The sequence below is a fragment of the Actinomadura montaniterrae genome, from assembly GCF_008923365.1.
GTDB lineage: Bacteria > Actinomycetota > Actinomycetes > Streptosporangiales > Streptosporangiaceae > Spirillospora > Spirillospora montaniterrae.
Map to the genome: position 1 here is coordinate 43084 of NZ_WBMR01000042.1, position 13345 is coordinate 56428.

Genomic DNA, 13345 nt, shown 5'->3' on the forward strand with positions numbered 1-13345 from the left:
CCATGTCCGAGGACCACACCGAACTCGCCACCCGGCCCGTCGACCCGTCCGACGGCGTCGCGCCGTCGGCGGCGCGCCGCGCCCTGGACATCGCCGGCGCGGTCACCGGGCTGCTGCTGCTCAGCGTCCCGCTCGCGCTCATCTACCTGCTCGTCCGGCTGTCCAGCCCGGGCCCCGGGGTGTTCCGGCAGACCCGCGTCGGGCAGGGCGGGCGGCCGTTCACCATGTACAAGTTCCGGACGATGCGGCAGGGCGTCGGCGGGCTCACCGTCACCGCCAACTGCGACCCGCGCCTCACCCGGATCGGCAAGCTGCTGCGGCAGTGGTCGCTGGACGAGCTGCCGCAGCTGGTGAACGTGCTGCGCGGGCAGATGACGCTGGTCGGGCCGCGCCCGGAGACCTACGACCTCGCCGTGCACTACGACGCGGACTCGCGGTGGATCTTCGACCACCGGCCGGGGCTGACCGGGGTGTCGGAGGTCCGGTTCCGCGACTTCGACGTGCTCGGCCCCGGCGAGGAGGTCGACCTCGTCAACTACATCGAGCGGATCGTCCCGGCGCGGGTCGCGGTGGACGCGGTCTACCTGCGCGACCCGTCGATGCGGCAGACGCTGCGCGCGCTCTGGGACACCGTCAAGCACATCCTCGGGTTCACGATCCCGCCGCTGCAGGTCGCGCCGGACGGGACCGTCGAGGAGGCGCCCGGCGCGACGGCCGCGCCGGCGCCGGACACCGCCGCGCGCACGCCCGCCGAGGAGCCCGGTTCCGCGGCGTAGACATCCGCGTCAGGGAAAGGGAGACTCCGCGTCAGGAAAGGCAGACATGGACATCCGGGACGTCCGGTTCAAGGTCTCGGCCGTCGCGGCCGCGGTGGTGCTGGTGGCCGGGTTCCTCCTCTACCTGCAGCACAGGTCGTCGTCCGGCGGGGACGAGCCCTACACCGGCCCGCCCGCGACGCCCGGCAGCCCCGCCGCGCGGCCGGGCCAGACCCGCCGCATCGCGCTGAACACCCAGCCGTCGGACTACCCGCGGCTGAAGGAGCTCGGCTACAACCTGGTGGACGCCAAGCCGGACGACGCGCTCGTCGCAGGGGTCCCCGACGGGATGCAGGCGCTGCTGTGGGTCGGCAACTTCACCTGCGGCGACTTCGACCTGAACTACGACGAGTTCACCCGGGCGGTGCAGCGGTACGGGCACAACCCGAAGGTGTACGGCTGGTACCTGTCGGACGAGCCGGACACCGGGCGCTGCCCGAAGGTCGCCGGCGAGATCCGGCGCCGCGCCGACTACATCCGGCAGAATGCGCCCGGTCAGGTCTCGTTCATCTCGCTGACCGACTGGCCGATGAAGCAGCTCGCGCCGAAGCGGGTCGGCGTCGACATCTACGGCCTCGACCCCTACCCCTGCAAGGGCTCGTCGGACGTGCAGGACTCCTGCAACATCGGGGCGATCGACCGGATGGTCCGGATGGCCGACGACGCCGGCATCCCGCGCGCGCGGGTCGCACCCGTCCTGCAGGCGTTCGGGCAGAGCTGCACCAAGGGCGACAAGCAGTACTGGCTGCCGACGCAGGCGCAGTTCCGGAAGATCCTCGCCCGCTGGGACAAGCTCGCGCCGCGTCCCCCGTTGGAGATCTCCTACTCGTGGGGCCACCAGTCCGAGTGGGCGTGCCCGTCGCTGGCGGACGCGTCCGGCGGCGCCCATCCGGACCTGCAGAGCATCATGAAGGCCCGCAACACCGCGAAGTGAGAGCCGCGCCGGCGGCCCCCGGAGGCGTCAGTGCTTGGGGTGGTCGGCGACCGCGGGATGCGCGTCGGAGCCCAGCGGCACGTTGAACGCCCCCATCTTCAGGGCCAGGACCTCGCCGCCGGCGACGAGCAGGACGAACACCACCGCGATCAGGCCGAGCTGCGCCCGGCTCGGTTTCCCGATCGTCAGCTTGCCGCCCAGTTTCCCACCGAATGCCGCCCGACCACCGCGGTTCACGCGCACCACTTCAACCCCCCAGTTACCGCAAGAAACCTAACACAACCCGGCACAACACCCGGGCCGGACACGCCCCTGTCGGCGTGGTCCGGCCCGGGCCCGGGACGGCCGTCCGGTCAGGAGACCCGGCGGCTCGTCAGGTTCGCGGCGCGGGCGTTCACGCACGCGCCGGTCGCCAGGTCGAACGCGAAGTTGTGCGCCAGGCAGTGCACCTGGCCCTCGCGGATGACGGCGCCGACCGACAGGTCCTCGCCGGCGTGCGGGCAGTACCGGGGGATGTCGTAGCACCCGCCGGCCCACTCCACGGTGATCCGCTCGCTCTCGTCCCGTCCCGTCTCGTAGGCCTCGACGGCGTTCAGCGCGGGCGCGTTCGCGTGCTTGAGCAGCCCCACCAGGTAGTCGTTGTAGACGTCCGGGTCCCGGTAGAGGCTGAGCCGGAAGGAGATGAGCAGGTCCTCCCAGGCCATCCGGCCGGTCAGCACGGAGTCCAGCCAGCGGCCGGCCGTGGTGATCCGGTAGTGCGGGCGGGCGTCCGGGGACGCCTTCCCGGCCGTCAGCCCCTCCGGCGAGAAGTCCACGTCCCAGACCCCGCCGTTCGGGCCGGTGATCTCGAACCGGACCAGCATCGCGATCTGCCGGAGGAAGTAGTCGCTGAGCGTGCCGAGGTGCGCGAAGTGGGCCACGAACCGGTCGTACAGGTCGGGGCCGGGCTCCGGGTACTCGGCGAGGACGCCCTCGATCAGCTCCTTGCGGTCCTCGGCGTACTGCTTGAGGTAGGCGGGGCGCTCGTCGTCGGCGAAGGAGAACTCCGCCGAGACGGGGTCCCGGACGACCTCGCCGGTGTCGAGGTCGACGGTGTCGCCGGGCTTGAAGAAGTCCCAGCGCTGCTGCGGCAGGTGCTCGCGCAGCCACTCGGTGGACGCCTCGGGGTCGCAGAACGCCCCGTCGCGCTGGCCGAGCACCCAGTTGAGGTGGTCGACCTCGCCGTCCAGGAAGCACGGCGGCCCGGCGAACGGGACGGCGAGCTCCGGCCGCGTCTGCCGGACGAGGCGCTGCGCGGCGCGCAGCTTCGACACCCGCTTGTCCATCGAGACCTTGGCCATCTCCTCGGGCGGGTACTCGTAGCAGATCGGGTGCCAGGACGCGCCGGAGGTCTGCAGCGCCATCAGGTCGAGCCGGCCGCCGGCGAGGTGCTTGGCGCGGCGGGCCTGCGCGGCGGTGAGCCGGGCGTCGTTGCAGTGCAGGATGCCGCGCCCGTCCGCGACGACGAGAAAGGCCGCGTCATGGCACATAGGGGAGAGTTCCGGAATGACCGTTATCCAGGAGCCCCGATTGTCGAGCGGAAATTTCTCCCAGGGCTCTATCTCGATTACCTGGCGGGAACCCGCGGCTTCCGCCATCCGTTCCCGGAAGGCCGGGCCCGGATAGCGCGGAATGAGGATCCGGGTCCGCCGCGGAAGCCGGCCGATGACCCAGGGGTCGAAATGATCAAGGTGCTCGTGCGAGACCGCCACCCAGTCCGCGGCGAGCAACCGATCGACGTCGAGGTGATCGTTTCTGGGGTACTGGTGCCAGGCCCCGATAAAGGCCCCCGTCGGAGCGAGCCACGGGTCTGCGAGCAGGTGGAACGCCCGGGCGTGCACCGACACCCCCGCGTGTCCGGTAAATGTGACCGTCGGCATACCGAGACTGTCCCTCGCCGGCCCCGCGGGCGCACCCGCCCGAATGCGCAAAGCGGCTACGCCGTAGGCATGAAGGAAATGCCACAAGGCGAACTGACAATCCTGACTTAGACGCTCGGAGAAAGACCCGAGTTTACCCGGATCGAGGCATGTCCACTTCCGGTCAGGCACCGGTCTGTTGCGGTCAATTGACTGGACACGACCCGGCACGGGGGGTGACCGTCGAAGGCGGTGCTGGTAAATACGGACGGGGGTCCATTCATGATCAACGGGCGGTCACGTTCCTCCCCCGGTGCCGGCGCGGGCGTGGGGACGCTCGCCGCCGCCCCGGTGCGCGAGGACGGGCGGACGGCCGCGCGCGAACCCGTGCGGCCGGATCCGCCGGCCGTGCCGGAGACGGCCGGCGAGCACGCCCTGTGGAAGCGGCGGCTGCGGCACGACATCCGGCACGAGCTCGGCACGATCATCATGCTGGCGTCGGCGGTCGTGGTCGCCGAGGACGTCGGCGACGGCAGCCGCGCGCGGATCGAGCAGCTGCTCGGCGAGACCCGGTGGCTCGACCACCTGCTCCGCCGGCTCGACGAGGACGACGACGACCAGCCGATGCCGAGCCCCGAGCGGATCCGGGTCGACGAGCTGACCGCCGAGGTCGTGACCGGCATGCGGCTCGCCACCCCGCACGAGGTCTGCTTCGGCGGCGGCGAGGCGTGGGCGCACATGGACCCGGTCGCGCTGTGGCGGGCCGTCCGCAACGTGCTCGACAACGCGTGCCGCGTCGCCGAGGGCCGCGTCAACGTCCACGTCGAGGCCGACCAGGGCTGGGTCGTCATCCAGGTCGACGACGACGGCCCCGGGTTCGGCGCGGGTCCGGACGGCTCCGGGGCGCGGCGCGGGCTGGCCTCGCTCGGCCTCGGCATCGTCCACGACCTCATCTCCGGCTACGGCGGCAGCCTGGAGATCCGCACCTGCGAGATGGGCGGGGCGCGGGTGCGGATGCTGCTGCCGTCGGCTCCGCCGCCGCGCGAGCCCGCGCCCCTCGACCAGGCGTCGCCCGATGAGGCGCATCCGCACCCCGACGACTGGCGGCCGCACCCATGAGAGTGATCATCTGCGACGACCACGCCGTCTTCGCCGACTCGCTGTCGCTGGTGCTGTCGGACGCCGGGCACGTGGTGGTCGGCGTCGCCTACTCGCCGGAGGAGGCGCTGCCGGTGCTGCGCGGCCGGCAGGCCGACGTCTGCCTGATCGACCTGCAGTTCCCGTCCGGCACCGCGCTGGACTGGATGCCGCGGCTGCGCACCGCCGCGCCGCAGACCCGGTTCGTGGTGCTGACCGGGTTCCTGGAGCAGCACGTGCTGGAGGCGGGCGTCGCGGCGGGCGTGCGCGGGTTCGCGCACAAGGGCCAGCAGGCCGGCGACATCCTCACCGTGCTGCGCCGGGTCGCGGCCGGGGAGGTCGTCGTCGACCAGGCCGCCCGGGCCGACGCCGTCCGGCCGCGCACCCAGGCGCAGCGGGTGGCGCGGTTCCTCACCCCGCGCGAGCGGGAGGTGCTGACGCGGCTCGCCCGCGGCGAGTCCACCCAGGCGCTGGCGAAGGCGATGGGCGTCACCCGCAGCACGGCGCGCAGCCACGTGCAGAGCGTGCTGAGCAAGCTCGGCGTGCACTCGCAGCGGGAGGCCGTCATCGAGGCGGCCCGGCACGGGCTGGTCAGCGTCGAGACGGGTGAGTGGCTGGCGGGCTGACACGTGGCGGGGGACGGCCGAATCCGGACAGCCGGGGTGCGGCCGGGACGCGTTAGCGTCCACCTGGGAGGGAGGGGTTCCCATGCCTCGACGGGGAGGCGCGCTGCCCGTCTCGGACGCCGCGGTCCTCGGCTGCGCGGACGCGTTCGCGCGCGGCGTGCCGCACGACCGGCTCGACCGGCTGCGCTCGCGGACGCCGGTCGTCTGGCAGGACGCGGACGCGGCGGAGCGGCCGGGCGCCTGGGCGGTGCTGCGGTACGCCGACGTCCAGCACGCCCTCACGCGCCCGCAGCTGTTCCCGCCGGAGGACGACGGCGTCCTGCACGGCCCGCGGACGCCGGAGCCGTACGGCGCCGAACGGCCCGCGGCGGAACCGCCCGGCGCGGGACCGCCCGGCGCGGGACCGCGCGGTGGCCGGCAGGCGGGCCGCGGCGATCCGGACGCGATCCCGGACGACGCGCCGGGCCGCGCGCCGATCGACATGGACCCGCCCATGGCCGCGATGCTGGACCGGATCCCGCGCGGCGACGCGGTGGACTTCGTCCGGCAGGTCGCGCACGACCTGCCGGAGACGCTGCGCAACACCCTCGCGGGCGGCCTGCACGCGCTGCTGCGCCATCCGGACCAGTACGCCCGGCTCCGCGCGGACCGCGCCGACGAGCGGCTGATCGACAGCGCCGTCGAGGAGATGCTGCGCTGGTGGACGCCGGTGCTGCAGGTGCGGCGGCGGGTGCGGCGCGCGACGGAGGTCGGCGGGGTGCCGCTGCTGCCGGGCGAGCGGGTGGCGCTGTGGCTGGTGTCGGCCAACCACGACGAGGACGTCTTCGCCGACCCCGGGCGGTTCGTGCCGGAGCGGTTCGCGCAGGGCGGCCGGCCGCACCTGTGCTTCGGCACCGGCCGGCGCGCCTGCCTGGGGGCGCGCCTCGCCCGGGTACACCTGCGGGCGTTCCTGGTCGCGCTGCTGGAGCGGCCGGCGGTCGCGCAACCGGCGGGGGAACCGGTAATGTCGCGGTCGAGTGCCCGTCACGGTTTCGAGCGGCTGCCGATCCGCTGGAACGGCTGAGGGCGGGCCCGAGCGCCCTGTGCGCCATCTCACCGGATCGCGGCGACATCCCGCCGCCTCCTCAGCGACCCCCGAACCGGCCCCGGACCGCCGACCCGCGGTCCCGCGCCCCGCCGGCGGTCGCACCGGAACGGTCCACCGCCGGTGGCCGTGCGCTGAACTTCGACCGGAGCTCCGCCGTACGTCGGCAGAGCGACCCGCTGCGCGCCCGCACCCCCGGGCGCGGAACCGGAGGGGGCTGGTTGTGGGGCTGACGAGTTCGGGCCTGCTCGCCGTGCTGTCGCTGCTCACGGCGGTGTGCCTGGGAGCGACGGTGTGGCTGTGGCCGCGCGCCGCGGGCGGCGGCGTCCGCGCCGTCGCGAGCCGCGCGGCGCTGCTGCTCGGCTGCCAGGTCGCCGTCCTGCTGACGCTGCTGGCGTCGGTGAACACCTACTACCTGTTCTACGGCTCGTGGCGCGACCTGCTGAGCGCCGCGGGCGGCGCGTCGACGGAGATGCCGCATCCGCCGCCCGCGGGCACCGGGGCGGCGGCCGCGAGCCAGGCCGTCCGGAAGGTGCGGGCCGACCTCGACCCGGGCGGCAAGGGCGGGCACTCGGCCGCGCGGGACGGGCAGGTCGAGCATCTCGACATCCGCGGCATCCGCACCGGGATCTCCGCCGAGGCCTACGTGTACCTCCCGCCGCAGTACTTCCAGCCCGCCTACGCCGCGCGCCGCTTCCCCGTCGTCCTGCTCATCGCCGGGTACCCGGCCGCCGACCGGATGGTGTGGATCGACAAGGGCCACATCCCCGAGGACGCCGCGAAGGCCCTCGCCGCCGGCCGGATCCAGCCGATGATCTACGTGATGATGCGGCCGACCGTCGAGGAGGGCTGGGACACCGAGTGCGCCGACGTACCCGGCGGCCCGCAGGTCGAGACGTTCTTCGCGCAGGACGTCCCGGAGGCGGTCTCCGGCGCGTACCGGACGGCGCGGGCCCGCACCGGCTGGGGCCTCGCCGGCTACTCGACCGGCGGGTTCTGCGCGACGAAGCTCCTGCTGCTGCACTCCGACCGGTTCTCCGCCGCCGCGAGCATGGCCGGGCACTTCGACGCGCTGCTCGACCGCACCACCCGCGAGCTGTACGGCGGCAGCAAGGCGATCCGGCGCGGCAACGACCTCGTCTGGCGGCTGCGGAACCTGCCGCAGCCGCCGGTGTCGGTGCTGGTGGCGTCCGCGGACGTCGGCGAGAAGACGTTCCCGTCGGCGCGGCGGTTCATGAGGGCGGCGCGGCCGCCGCTGGTCGTCGACAAGCTGCTGCTGCCGACGGGCGGCCACAACTTCAAGACCTTCCGCAGGTACATCCCGCCGTCGATCGCGTGGCTGAGCGCGCACCTGAAGGGGGAATGATGGAGCCGGTCAGTGCGGCGTTCCTCGCCCTGGTGTGCGTTCCGGCCGCCGCCTGCCTCGTCGCCGCGGTGGTGCTGTGGCCGCGGTTCGCCGGGCGCGGCGCCCGCCCGGTGGCGGCCCGGACGGGGCTGCTGCTCGGCTCGCAGGCGCTGCTGACCGCGGCGGTCGTGCTGCTGGTCAACCGGTACTTCGTGTTCTACGCGACCTGGGACGACCTGCTCGGCGGCACCACCACGAACGCGACGGTGAAGCAGGTGCAGCCGAGCCGCGGCGCGGAGTCGGCGCCGGCGGGGCTCGCGCACCGGGTGACGACGGAGCTCGGCCCGAAGCGGCGCGGGCACCAGCGCGACCCGGCCGAGGACGGGCGGGTCGACCGGCTGGACGTCGAGGGCGCGCGCAGCGGCCTCGGCGCGCAGGCGTACGTGTACCTCCCGCCGCAGTACTTCCAGCCCCGGTACGCGAACCGGCGGCTCCCGGTCGTGGTCTCCATCGCCGGCGACGGGTCCGGCACCGGGACGGTGTGGCTGCGGCAGGCGCGGCTGGCCGACGCGGCCGTCGCCGCGGTCCGGGCGGGCCGCGCCCAGCCGATGATCTACGCGGCGGTCGGGGCGGTGCGCCGGTTCGCGCCCGGCCCGGCGGCGCGTGGCGTCCGCCCGGCCGGGTGCCTGGACCTGCCGGGCGTCGCGGGCGGGCAGGCCGAGACGTTCCTCGCGCAGGACCTGCCGCTCGCGCTGGCCGGCACGTACCGGCTGCCGGAGGCGCGCGCGGGCTGGGGCGTCGCGGGCATCGGCGCGGGCGGGCAGTGCGCCGCGCGGCTGGCGATGCTGCACTCCGACCGGTTCACCGCCGCCGCGGCCCTCAACGGCCGGTTCGGGCAGCCCGCCGGCGGCTCCCCCGCCGACGCCCGGACGGTCGTGAAGCTCAAGACCGGGACGGGCAGGGCGCCGCACGGCCGGACGGGCGCCGCGCCGAAGCCGCGGCCGGACGACCCGTACGGCGGCAGCGAGGCCTACCGGCTCGAGCAGGACCTGACGTGGCGGCTCCAGCACCTCCCGCCGCCGCCCGTCTCGGTGCTGGCCGCCGCGCCGGAGACCGGCCCCGACGCGGAGGCGGCCGGGCGGTTCGCGGCGCTGGCGAAGCCGCCGATGCGCGTGGACACGATGCCGGTGCCCGGCGCCCCGGCGACGCTGAGGCAGTGGCGCGACCGGCTGCCGACCGTCCTGGAGTGGCTCAGCGCCCGCCTGCGCGGCGAATGACCGGACCCCGGCGCGTCGGACGGGCGCGCTACCTCCCGGGGAGTAGGCGCGCTGCCTCCTCCCGGCCGACGTGCCGCCGCGCGCGGGTGGCTAACGTGCAGGAATGAGCACTTCGCCGCCGCCGGGGGCGGTCCGGCCGCACTGGCCGCGGCCGTCCTCGTGGCCCGCCTGGGTCGTCCCGCTGCTCGTGCTGTTCGTCGAGTTCTCCGGGACGATGGCGGCGCAGCACGGCGCGACCCGGAACCGGCCGTGGAACCGCGGCGACGGCTGGGGGCACGGGCCCGGCTGGGGCGACGGCTCCTCCGGCTACGGCACCACGCACCTGGACGCGCTCGGCTTCGCGATCGTCGTCGCCGGCCCGGCGCTGCTGCTGCTGCGCCGCCGGTACCCGGTGCCGACGCTCGCGGCGACGGGCCTGCTCACCGGGCTGTACTTCCTGCGCGCCTACCCGTACGGGCCGGCGTTCGCGGCCGTCGGCGTCGCGATGCTGGGCGCGATCGTCGCCGGCCACCGGCTCGTGACCTGGGCCGGGACGGCGGTGTCGGTCGCGGTGTACTTCGGGATCACCGCGCTGATCGGCCTGCCGTTCGGGGAGCGCGGCGCGTCCGGCCGGGCGTTCCCGGTGGAGGAGCCGAGCGTCGGCGGCGTCAGCGTGGTCGTCGGCTGGTCCCTCGCGGTGCTCGTCACCGCCGAGCTCGTCCGGATGACGGGGCAGCGGGCCGCCGAGCGGGCCCGCACCCGGGCCGAGGAGGAGCGCCGGCAGGCCAGCGAGGAGCGGCTGCGGATGGCGCGCGAGCTGCACGACGTGCTGGCGCACAACATCTCGATGATCAACGTGCAGGCGGGCGTCGCGCTGCACCTGATGGACGGCGACCCCGAGCAGGCCCGCACCGCGCTCGCCGCGATCAAGGAGGCGAGCAAGGAGGCGCTGACCGAGATGCGGTCGGTGATCGGGGCGCTGCGGGCGCAGGGCGAGACCGCGCCGCGCTCCCCCACCGCCGGGCTCGGCCGGCTGGACGACCTGCTCGCCCGCGCCCGCTCCGCCGGGCTCGCGGTGGACGCCGAGACCACCGGGGAGCGCCGGCCGCTGCCCGCGGGCGCCGACCTCGCCGCGTTCCGGATCGTCCAGGAGTCGCTGACCAACGTGACCCGGCACGCCGGACCGGGCCCGGTGACGGCCCGGGTCCGCATCGCCTACCGTGAGCGGGAGATCGAGGTGCGGGTCGAGGACGACGGCCGGGGCGTGTCGCTGCTCGACGACCATCCGGGCGGCAGCGGCATCCGCGGCATGCGGGAGCGGGCCGCCGCGCTCGGCGGGACGTTCGACGCGGGCCCGCGGCCGGGCGGCGGCTTCGCCGTCCGGGCGACGCTGCCGCTCACCGGCGATGCCGAGGGCACCGAGGAGGAGGCGGCGGACTGCTCCGGCGGCGGCGCCGGCGAGGGGACTCCCGCGGAGAGGGGCGGTCAATGATCAAGGTGCTGCTCGCCGACGACCAGGTGCTGGTCCGGGCGGGGTTCCGGGCGCTGCTGGACGCCCAGGACGACATCGAGGTGGCCGGCGAGGCGAGCGACGGCGAGGAGGCCGTGGCGCAGGCGCGCCGGCTGCGCCCGGACGTGATCCTGATGGACATCCGGATGCCGGGCCTGGACGGGCTCGCCGCGACCCGCCGGATCGCCTCGGACGAGCGGCTCGGCGACGTCAAGATCGTGATCTTGACCACGTTCGAGCTGGACGAGTACGTGTTCGAGGCGCTGCGCGGCGGCGCGAGCGGGTTCCTGGTCAAGGACACCGAGCCGGTCGAGCTGATCCACGCGGTGCGGGCGGTCGCGGCGGGGGACGCGCTGCTGTCACCGGGAGTGACGCGGCGGCTGATCGCCGAGTTCGCGGCGCGGGCGAAGGAGCCGGCCCCGTCACCGCGGCTGAACGCGCTGACCGACCGGGAGCGCGAGGTGATGGCGCTGGTCGGCGAGGGGCTGTCGAACGAGGAGATCGCGGCCCGCCTGGTGGTGAGCCCGGCGACGGCGAAGACGCACGTCAGCCGGACGATGGTGAAGCTCGGCGCGCGGGACCGGGCGCAGCTCGTGGTGTTCGCCTACGAGTCGGGACTGGTCAAGCCGGGCTGGCTGCCCTAGAAAGGACGGGCGGGCGCCCGGCCTCCCCCGGAGGGCCCCTGCCCTGGAAATTCACACTCTGTCGCGATTCACTGTTCCCGTCCGTGGTGACATGACAAGGTGGAACGCACAGGCCGTCACCGAAGCGAAGGAGTCCGGTGCCGCACGACACGAGGATCCTCGCCGTCGACGACCGCGAGGAGAACCTCACAGCCCTCGCGGCGGTGCTCGACGCGCTGCCGGTCGAGGTGGTGCCCGCCTCGTCCGGGCAGGCGGCCCTCAAGGAGCTGCTGAGCGACGACTTCGCGCTGATCCTGCTGGACGTCGTGATGCCGGGGATGGACGGTTTCGAGACCGCCCAGCACATCAAGGCGCGGCCCCGCACCCGGGACATCCCGATCATCTTCCTGACCGCGGCGGGCGGGGAGAGCGAGCAGGCCTACCGCGGCTACGCGGCGGGCGCGGTGGACTTCCTGACCAAGCCGTTCGACCCGTGGCTGCTGCGCGCGAAGGTGTCGGTCTTCGTGGACCTGCACCGCAGCAACCTGGAGCTGCGGCGGCAGGCGGCGCTGCTGCGCCGCACCCTCGCCGAGAACGGCGCCGGGCCGGACGAGGCGCCGGACGCGGCGAGCTGCGGCGGGCTGCTGCCCGCGCTGGACGAGCGGCTGTCCCGGGTCGAGGACGCGCTGGCCCGGATGCGGTCCGGGGAGCCGGCCGACGACCTGGAGGCGCTCGTCGCCGACCTGCGGCTCGCCCTCGACGCGTTCTCCGCCGGAACCTGAACCCGGCCGCGACCTGACTCCGCCGGGGACCTGGACCCGCGGCGCCCGAGGCCCCGCGAACCCTTGCTCTGACGGGCTTCCGGACGCCCGTCAGTAGTTACTTATAGTAGTGGATTTCGGCCCGTCCCGAGACGGGGATGCCAGCGTCCACTGTGATCGATTCCGCAGGTCACCGGCCCGATTTCTTTACCTTCGAGTTCTCTGTACCGGTTTGCCGCAAGTAAGTACTTGAGGGTAACTTGCACTCACCGTCACGCACGTGACCCGCATCACCGGGCGCCCCCCGCCCGGCCCCCGACCCCCAGGAGCCCCCATGACCGACTCCGCCGAGTCCGCCGACGCCCGCCTCGGCCGCGTCCGCTGGAAGCGTTTCGCCGCCATCGCCGCCCCCGCCGCGGTCGGCGCCGGCGCGCTGGTCTTCATGACCGCGCAGGGCGCCATCGCCTCCTCGTTCGCCGTCTCCGGCAGCAGCTTCAAGGTCAGCGCCGCCTCCCTCGACGGCACGGGCTTCGTCCAGTACGGCGACGTCGACACGTCCAAGGACAAGTCGCAGCACCCGGTGCAGGTCTCCGGGATCAAGAACGCGACGATCACCAACATGTGCCAGTCGGTCAAGGTCGGGCCGTTCACGCTGCGGCTGACCGCGGGCGACAAGGGCACCCCCGTCCAGGCGTCCGACCTGGTGCTGGACGTCGAGCAGCTCAACGCCGACGCCGAGTTCTCCAACATCGAGATCGGCCGCGACGCCAGCACGCTCGACAAGGGCCCGAACGGCGCGAAGGGCACGGCCGGCATGTTCGGCCAGCAGGCCGACTCGATCAAGCTGACCGGCGTCAAGCAGGTCGCGTGGGCGACCACCGCCGGCACCTTCAAGCTGAGCGACCTCAGCATGAAGCTCGGCAAGGAGTGCTTCTAAAGGCCATGAAGGACACGACACCCCACGGGTTCCGCCGCTGGCGGCGGACGCGCCCCTTCTGGGGCGGCGCGTTCGCCGTCCTCGGCGGTGCGGAGCTCATCGCGATCCCCCTCGCCCCGATGCCGCTGGTCGTCCACCAGGGCATCGCCGGAGTGGCGAGCTGGCTGATCGGCGCGCTGCTGATCGCCGCCGGCGCGCTGATGTGGTTCCAGCCCGCGCAGCGCAGCTTCTTCGGCATCCTCGCCGTGCTGCTGTCGCTGGCGTCGTTCCTCACCTCGAACTTCGGTGGCTTCCTCGTCGGGATGCTGCTCGGCGTGCTCGGCGGGGCGCTCGGCTTCGCGTGGTCGCCGGCGCGCCCCCGCGGCCAAGACGGGCCGGACGGGCCGGAGCCCGCGCGGCCCCGCGCGAGCGGCCACGGG

Annotated in this window: 14 protein-coding genes; 12 read left to right on the plus strand and 2 right to left on the minus strand. The window is 74.2% G+C overall.

Annotated elements, in window-relative coordinates:
• Nucleotides 1–2: 2 nt before the first annotated feature.
• The gene (locus tag F9B16_RS17185; RefSeq protein WP_151541089.1) at nucleotides 3–776 is read left to right on the plus strand and encodes a sugar transferase; all 774 of its coding nucleotides are present in this window, start codon (nucleotides 3–5) and stop codon (nucleotides 774–776) included.
• 46 nt (nucleotides 777–822) lie between these two features.
• Nucleotides 823–1749, plus strand: coding sequence for a hypothetical protein (locus tag F9B16_RS17190; protein WP_151541090.1), 927 nt, complete (start codon nucleotides 823–825; stop codon nucleotides 1747–1749).
• Nucleotides 1750–1776: 27 nt separating this feature from the next.
• Here F9B16_RS17190 and F9B16_RS17195 read toward each other — a convergent pair whose 3' ends face one another.
• Together F9B16_RS17195 and F9B16_RS17200 are read right to left on the minus strand one after the other, a co-directional pair.
• A complete protein-coding gene (locus F9B16_RS17195) occupies nucleotides 1777–1986 on the minus strand; it encodes a hypothetical protein (protein WP_151541091.1) in 210 nt (69 codons plus the stop codon).
• Between the two features lie 116 nt (nucleotides 1987–2102).
• Complete coding sequence (locus tag F9B16_RS17200; RefSeq protein ID WP_225991696.1) at nucleotides 2103–3278, minus strand: Rieske (2Fe-2S) protein; 1176 nt, start codon at nucleotides 3276–3278, stop codon at nucleotides 2103–2105.
• 651 nt (nucleotides 3279–3929) lie between these two features.
• Between F9B16_RS17200 and F9B16_RS17205 the strand changes: the two genes are divergently transcribed.
• The 10 genes from F9B16_RS17205 to F9B16_RS17250 form a co-directional block, all read left to right on the plus strand.
• Entirely contained in the window at nucleotides 3930–4766 is an 837-nt protein-coding gene (locus F9B16_RS17205; protein WP_151541093.1) for a sensor histidine kinase, read from the plus strand.
• Nucleotides 4763–5410, plus strand: coding sequence for a response regulator (locus F9B16_RS17210; RefSeq protein WP_151541094.1), 648 nt, complete (start codon nucleotides 4763–4765; stop codon nucleotides 5408–5410). The genes F9B16_RS17205 and F9B16_RS17210 overlap by 4 nt, the downstream gene beginning before the upstream one ends.
• Nucleotides 5411–5492: 82 nt before the next feature.
• Nucleotides 5493–6473, plus strand: coding sequence for a cytochrome P450 (locus F9B16_RS54140; protein ID WP_151541095.1), 981 nt, complete (start codon nucleotides 5493–5495; stop codon nucleotides 6471–6473).
• A gap of 244 nt (nucleotides 6474–6717) precedes the next feature.
• Complete coding sequence (locus F9B16_RS17220) at nucleotides 6718–7860, plus strand: alpha/beta hydrolase (protein WP_151541096.1); 1143 nt, start codon at nucleotides 6718–6720, stop codon at nucleotides 7858–7860.
• Nucleotides 7860–9116, plus strand: a complete 1257-nt coding sequence (locus tag F9B16_RS17225) for a hypothetical protein (protein ID WP_151541097.1) — start codon at nucleotides 7860–7862, stop codon at nucleotides 9114–9116. Before F9B16_RS17220 ends, F9B16_RS17225 begins: the two co-directional genes overlap by 1 nt.
• Before the next feature lie 103 nt (nucleotides 9117–9219).
• Nucleotides 9220–10587: a sensor histidine kinase gene (locus tag F9B16_RS17230; RefSeq protein ID WP_151541098.1), complete on the plus strand. Its 1368-nt coding sequence runs from the start codon at nucleotides 9220–9222 to the stop codon at nucleotides 10585–10587.
• The gene (locus F9B16_RS17235) at nucleotides 10584–11249 is read left to right on the plus strand and encodes a response regulator transcription factor (protein WP_151541099.1); all 666 of its coding nucleotides are present in this window, start codon (nucleotides 10584–10586) and stop codon (nucleotides 11247–11249) included. The genes F9B16_RS17230 and F9B16_RS17235 overlap by 4 nt, the downstream gene beginning before the upstream one ends.
• A 137-nt stretch (nucleotides 11250–11386) precedes the next feature.
• Nucleotides 11387–12010: a response regulator gene (locus F9B16_RS17240; RefSeq protein WP_151541100.1), complete on the plus strand. Its 624-nt coding sequence runs from the start codon at nucleotides 11387–11389 to the stop codon at nucleotides 12008–12010.
• A 313-nt stretch (nucleotides 12011–12323) separates the two neighbouring features.
• The gene (locus tag F9B16_RS17245; protein WP_151541101.1) at nucleotides 12324–12926 is read left to right on the plus strand and encodes a DUF6230 family protein; all 603 of its coding nucleotides are present in this window, start codon (nucleotides 12324–12326) and stop codon (nucleotides 12924–12926) included.
• 5 nt (nucleotides 12927–12931) lie between these two features.
• Nucleotides 12932–13345 (plus strand): DUF6114 domain-containing protein (locus tag F9B16_RS17250; RefSeq protein ID WP_151541102.1); only part of this gene is annotated, 414 nt, incomplete at its 3' end.